The sequence below is a fragment of the Protofrankia sp. Cj5 genome, assembly GCF_917627405.1.
GTDB lineage: Bacteria > Actinomycetota > Actinomycetes > Frankiales > Frankiaceae > Protofrankia.
On the sequence record NZ_CAKJTO010000192.1, the window covers coordinates 1 to 4,433 of the forward strand.

5 protein-coding genes and 1 pseudogene are annotated in these 4,433 nt (G+C 69.7%); 2 read left to right on the forward strand and 4 right to left on the reverse strand.

Going from position 1 to position 4,433, the window contains the following annotated elements; genetic code table 11:
• Positions 1–76: 76 nt before the first annotated feature.
• Both MJ777_RS22285 and MJ777_RS22290 read right to left on the reverse strand, forming a co-directional pair.
• Positions 77–520, reverse strand: coding sequence for a MaoC/PaaZ C-terminal domain-containing protein (locus MJ777_RS22285; protein WP_239377696.1), 444 nt, complete (start codon positions 518–520; stop codon positions 77–79).
• Positions 517–951 carry a MaoC family dehydratase N-terminal domain-containing protein gene (locus MJ777_RS22290; protein ID WP_239310808.1) on the reverse strand — a complete coding sequence of 145 codons (435 nt, stop codon included), beginning with the start codon at positions 949–951 and terminating at the stop codon, positions 517–519. Before MJ777_RS22290 ends, MJ777_RS22285 begins: the two co-directional genes overlap by 4 nt.
• Positions 952–1,386: 435 nt before the next feature.
• Between MJ777_RS22290 and MJ777_RS22295 the strand changes: the two genes are divergently transcribed.
• Positions 1,387–2,442, forward strand: a complete 1,056-nt coding sequence (locus tag MJ777_RS22295; RefSeq protein ID WP_239377697.1) for a hypothetical protein — start codon at positions 1,387–1,389, stop codon at positions 2,440–2,442.
• 85 nt (positions 2,443–2,527) lie between these two features.
• A complete protein-coding gene (locus MJ777_RS22300; RefSeq protein ID WP_239310806.1) occupies positions 2,528–3,109 on the forward strand; it encodes a TerD family protein in 582 nt (193 codons plus the stop codon).
• Between the two features lie 126 nt (positions 3,110–3,235).
• Here the strand turns inward: MJ777_RS22300 and MJ777_RS22305 are convergent, their stop codons facing one another.
• A complete protein-coding gene (locus MJ777_RS22305) occupies positions 3,236–3,529 on the reverse strand; it encodes a type II toxin-antitoxin system RelE/ParE family toxin (protein ID WP_239310805.1) in 294 nt (97 codons plus the stop codon).
• Positions 3,526–4,433: pseudogene (locus MJ777_RS22310) on the reverse strand (hypothetical protein); the annotation flags it as partial. The pseudogene MJ777_RS22310 and the gene MJ777_RS22305, both read right to left, overlap by 4 nt.

Sequence of the window (4,433 nt, forward strand, 5' to 3'; positions counted from 1 at the left end):
ACCGTTGAGTCGGCTGGACGATTGAAGCGCTGGGACGCCTTCCCGCCAGCTCGACCAGCCTGCCGGTGGGAGATGCCTACGTGACGATGAAGGTCGCCGAGCCCCTGAGATGGACACCGCCGGTCTGGCGGGTCGCGGTGAGCTCGACGTCGACCAGACGCCGGCCGTTCTCCTCGCGCCGGCCAGCTATGCGGCCGGTGTATGTCAGGACGTCGTCCGGCCATGCCTGTTCCCCGAACCGCACCTGGAACCGGCGGATGTTCGCCGCGCCCAGCCAGTCGGTGGCATAGGTCGCGAGGATGCCGGCCGGCAGCATCCCGACCGCGAAAACGGTCGGGAAGCCCGCGGCCCGCGCGAACTGTTCGTCGTGATGGATCGGGTTCATATCCCCGGACGCGCCCTGGTAGCGGACAAAGTCCGTACGGGTGAGCGGCGCGTCGGTGAAGGGTGCCGCGGTCACCCCGAGCTGGAGCTCATCCCAGGTCGTGGGATTGGTCCTGATGGTCGTAGCGTTCGTCATGATGCCGTGGGCCCTTCCGCCGGTGCCTGGCTGGTGACGATGACAGTGGTCTTCGACTCGGCCACGAGCCGGCCCTCGGGCGTGCGGAACTCGGTGACGAGTTCGACGAGCCGCATGCTTCCCCCGCGCTTGCCCCGCTTGTCGTAGCTGTTGGCGATGCGGGTCTGGCCGACGAGGCGGGTACCGGCCCGCGGCGGCTCACCGTGGAAGACAAACTCCTGTTCACCGTGCAGGATGCGGGCCGGATCGCCGATCTCCTCCATGGGTGGGGCGTTCTCGGGTCCCGTCCAGAAGGCGGCCGTGGCCAGAAAGGTCGCCGGCGACACCGGCACGTCGGCCGTCAGATAGCCAGGGTTGGACGACTTGGTGGCGCGGGCGAACTCGCGGATTTTGCCGAGCTCGACCTCCATCGTGAACGGGGCTCCGGCCATGGCCGCTCCTTTCGACAGGCGATTACGCGTTCACGGCACGCGCATGCGACTACGCGTTTACGACGTTGTCATTTCCACGGCCCAGATGCATCATGATCGAATTTTGCCGCGGCTGGCGGGCCGCCTGACCGCCGTCAGCGGCGTCGCCGGTCGGCCGCTCGCTGGTGGACAGTGGGTAAGCATGCTGGGTAAAACATGCTGGGTAAGCAGTGGGGATGTTGGGTGAGCGGTGAGGGTGTTGGGTGAGCGTGGTGCATGCGCCTCGGTGAGGCTGGCGGGCGCCGAAGGCTCGTTGTGATTTCGCTGCGTACCTGATTGCGTCGGTGCGAGGGTGGTCCGTTGATCTGCGCCCGGTGAGGACTGGGACCGTTTCTTTGGCGCGCGGACGGGCGGATCCCCTGTGCAGGCAACCTTCGTCGACCTACGCTCAGTTCGATGACGCGGTTCGCGGATCGTGACGGTGGCACGGGGGGACGGCATCGATCACCCTGGGGGAGATCGGGCCGGATCCTTCCTGTCCGTTGGGGGCGCATCGTCGCCGCGGCCACGGCGTTGCTGATCGTCGTGGGGATGGGTGCGTGGCTGCGCTTCCGGCCGGTCGGGGCGCAGGCGGTCTCACCGCATGAGCCCGCGGCCGTCGCGGTGACCGGGGCCCCCGGCGCCGTCGCCGGGGGCGTGACCACGCCGCCCACCCCCGTCGACACGGGCCGTGGCAGCGGGAACGAGGCCGCCGTCGGCGGCGCTCCCAGCCCCACCGGACGAGCGACAATGCCGCTGCCGATGGTCGCCGCCGACGGCAGCGCCCGGATCATCTCTCCCACGGCAACCGCGGCCTCGGTCGCGGGCCTGGTGTTCGCGCCCGGCACGGTCGGCTTCGGCTCGGTGAACTCCTCGGCCACGGTGGAACTGCGCAACATCGGTACTACCGCCGTCGACTACCGGTTCGCGGCAGCCCCGGCCTGGCTGACCATCGCCCCTTCGGCCGGCGCGGTCGTCGCGGGTGGCCGCGCGACAATCGTTTTTTCCCTCGACCGTGCCGCCGCGCCGGTTGGCACGGTGGATATCTCGGTCGCGGTCGCCGCCCGCGGCGGTGGGGCAGCGGCCGACAGCCGCGGGGCGATTCGGGTGACCGCGGCCGTGTCCGGTCCGCCCGCCATCGACTCGGTCGCCGCGGTCCCCTCGATCGTCTACCCGCTGGGATGCGCGTCCGCGTCCAGCCCGGCCCGGTCGACGGTGTCGGTGCGGGCGACCGACTCGACCGGTGTTTTCGGTGTACGGCTGGTGGCCCGGCTGCCGGATGGCCGGACGACGGCCACCTCCCTCGATCTTGACAGCGCGACCGGGCAGCAGTCCGCCTGGTCCGGGCCGGTCGGGCCATCGACCACCGCTGGTCCGTTGTCCTTCACCGTCACGGTCACCAACCTCAACGGTTTGCATGCCGACTCCACAGGTTCCCTGGACGTGCGGGAGTGTCCCGCCCCGGCCGGGTGAGGGGCGTCGCGGGGCCGACGTCCCCGGCTGCCGGATCATGGCCCTTGCGCCACTGCGGAGGTGACAGAGGCGTTAAGCTCCGCGTATGGCATCGGTGTCGCTGTCCAAGGGCGGCAATGTGTCGCTCAGCAAGGTCGCTCCGAACCTCACGGCGGTGACTGTCGGCCTGGGCTGGCAGGTACGCCAGACCTCCGGCGCAGACTACGATCTTGACGCGAGCGCGATTGTCGTCAACAACCTGGGCAAGGTTCTGTCCGACCAGTACTTCGTCTTTTTCAACAACCTGATGAGCCCCGACGGGGCTGTGAAGCACCTGGGTGACAACCTTGTCGGTGGCGGCGGTGGCGATGACGAGCAGATCACCGTCGAGCTGTTCGCGCTCACCCCGCAGGCGTCCAAAGTCGTCTTCGCGGTGTCGATCTACGATGCGGAGTCGCGCCGGCAGACCTTCGGCCAGGTTCGGGACGCCTTCATCCGGGTGGTCGACTCGACGGCCGGCACGGAGATCGCCCGTTACGATCTCACCGAGGACGCCTCCACCGAGACGGCGATGATTTTCGGGGAGCTCTACCGCTACGCCAACGAGTGGAAGTTCCGCGCGGTTGGCCAGGGCTATGCCTCCGGCCTGCGGGGGATCGCCCTCGACTTCGGGGTCAACGTCTCCTGAGCGCCCGTGCGGGCCACCGCGGCTGCCAGCAGGGGCGTAGGAGAGCGGCGAGCTCCGACAGCACCGGTGGCCCGAGCCGAACGTGGGCGAGCCGTTCCCGTCGCGGGAGTGCCGCCGGCTGCCGGGCTAGGAGGCACGTCGGCCCTGATCGTTAGATCGGCTTTGATCGCCGCGTTTGGCAACGACCATGACACGTACGGTAAGGGTATTGGCATCTACCTGGTAGAGGATCCGCCAGGCTGGACCAGCCGCCTCCCACATGGTGGAGCGCGACTCCGACAGGGGCGTCCCGGCCTTGCGGGGATCGTTGCGCAGCGGCCCATGGAAGAATCGGCGGATCTCGCCCGCTGTTCTGTCCGGCAGCCGTTCCAGGTCGCGCTCGGCCGACGCGGAGACGGTCACTTCGTGTCGTGTGCTCATGCTGTCCCGCCGTCCGCGGGCGCGCCCAGCGGGAGGATCGGCGTCGGGCATATCCGGTTGTTCACACCGTGATCGTAGAAGTCTTTGTTGCCGGCTGTCGCAGGTTCCGGTGGCCAGCCCGCGCCTTTCCCCGGCAGCGGCGGCGGCTCGGCCGCGGCGCGGGCCGCGGTGACCTGATGCCAGCCGAACGCGGCGGCCGGGGGGAACAGCAGCAGCGTGGGCAGCATGTAGCGGTAGTCGAAACACACGGTTGCCGACGGGATGACCAGCAGGGCCATGCCCGCGGTGATGAGCAGCGCGCAGTCGGCTCGGATCCGCCCGGTTTCGCCATGCTCCTCGTTGCGCGATGCCCGGGACCGACGCGGGACCCCGGCGGCGGCACCGAGCACGGCCAGTACGGCCAGCGCGCCCAGCGCGGGCCCGGGGGTGTAGACGTGGCGCTGGTAGGCCCGCAGGAACGCGGCCGGCGCCGGAGCCACGCCACGGGCGGCCCAGCCACCGTCGAAGGTTACGAGCGGCGCGCTGGTGTTCCAGTAGGCGGGCACCGGGCCAGCGGGGAAGTGCCAGGTACCGACAGGCCAGTCACGCGGGCCGGTCCGCCGCCCGGGCGCGAAGTAGTGGGCCACGTCGCCGAGCACCATCCGGGCGTAGTCCTCCGGCTGGTGCTCGATGACCTGGTGGGCGAAGTCAGCCAGGGCGGCCTTTTTCGCGGTCTCGGGAAGGCCGACGGTGAAGCGGGGGCTGTGGTGGTTCCACACGTAGTAGTTCGGGCCGGGCCGCTCGCCCGGCGGGTGGGGAGAGCACAACTGGTTCGTCGACGGGGTGAGATCGAGGCGTGCGCAGTCGGCGATGGGCGCGACCCGGCCGTAGAGCCAGTAGGTGTCACCACCGGTCAGTGCGTAGG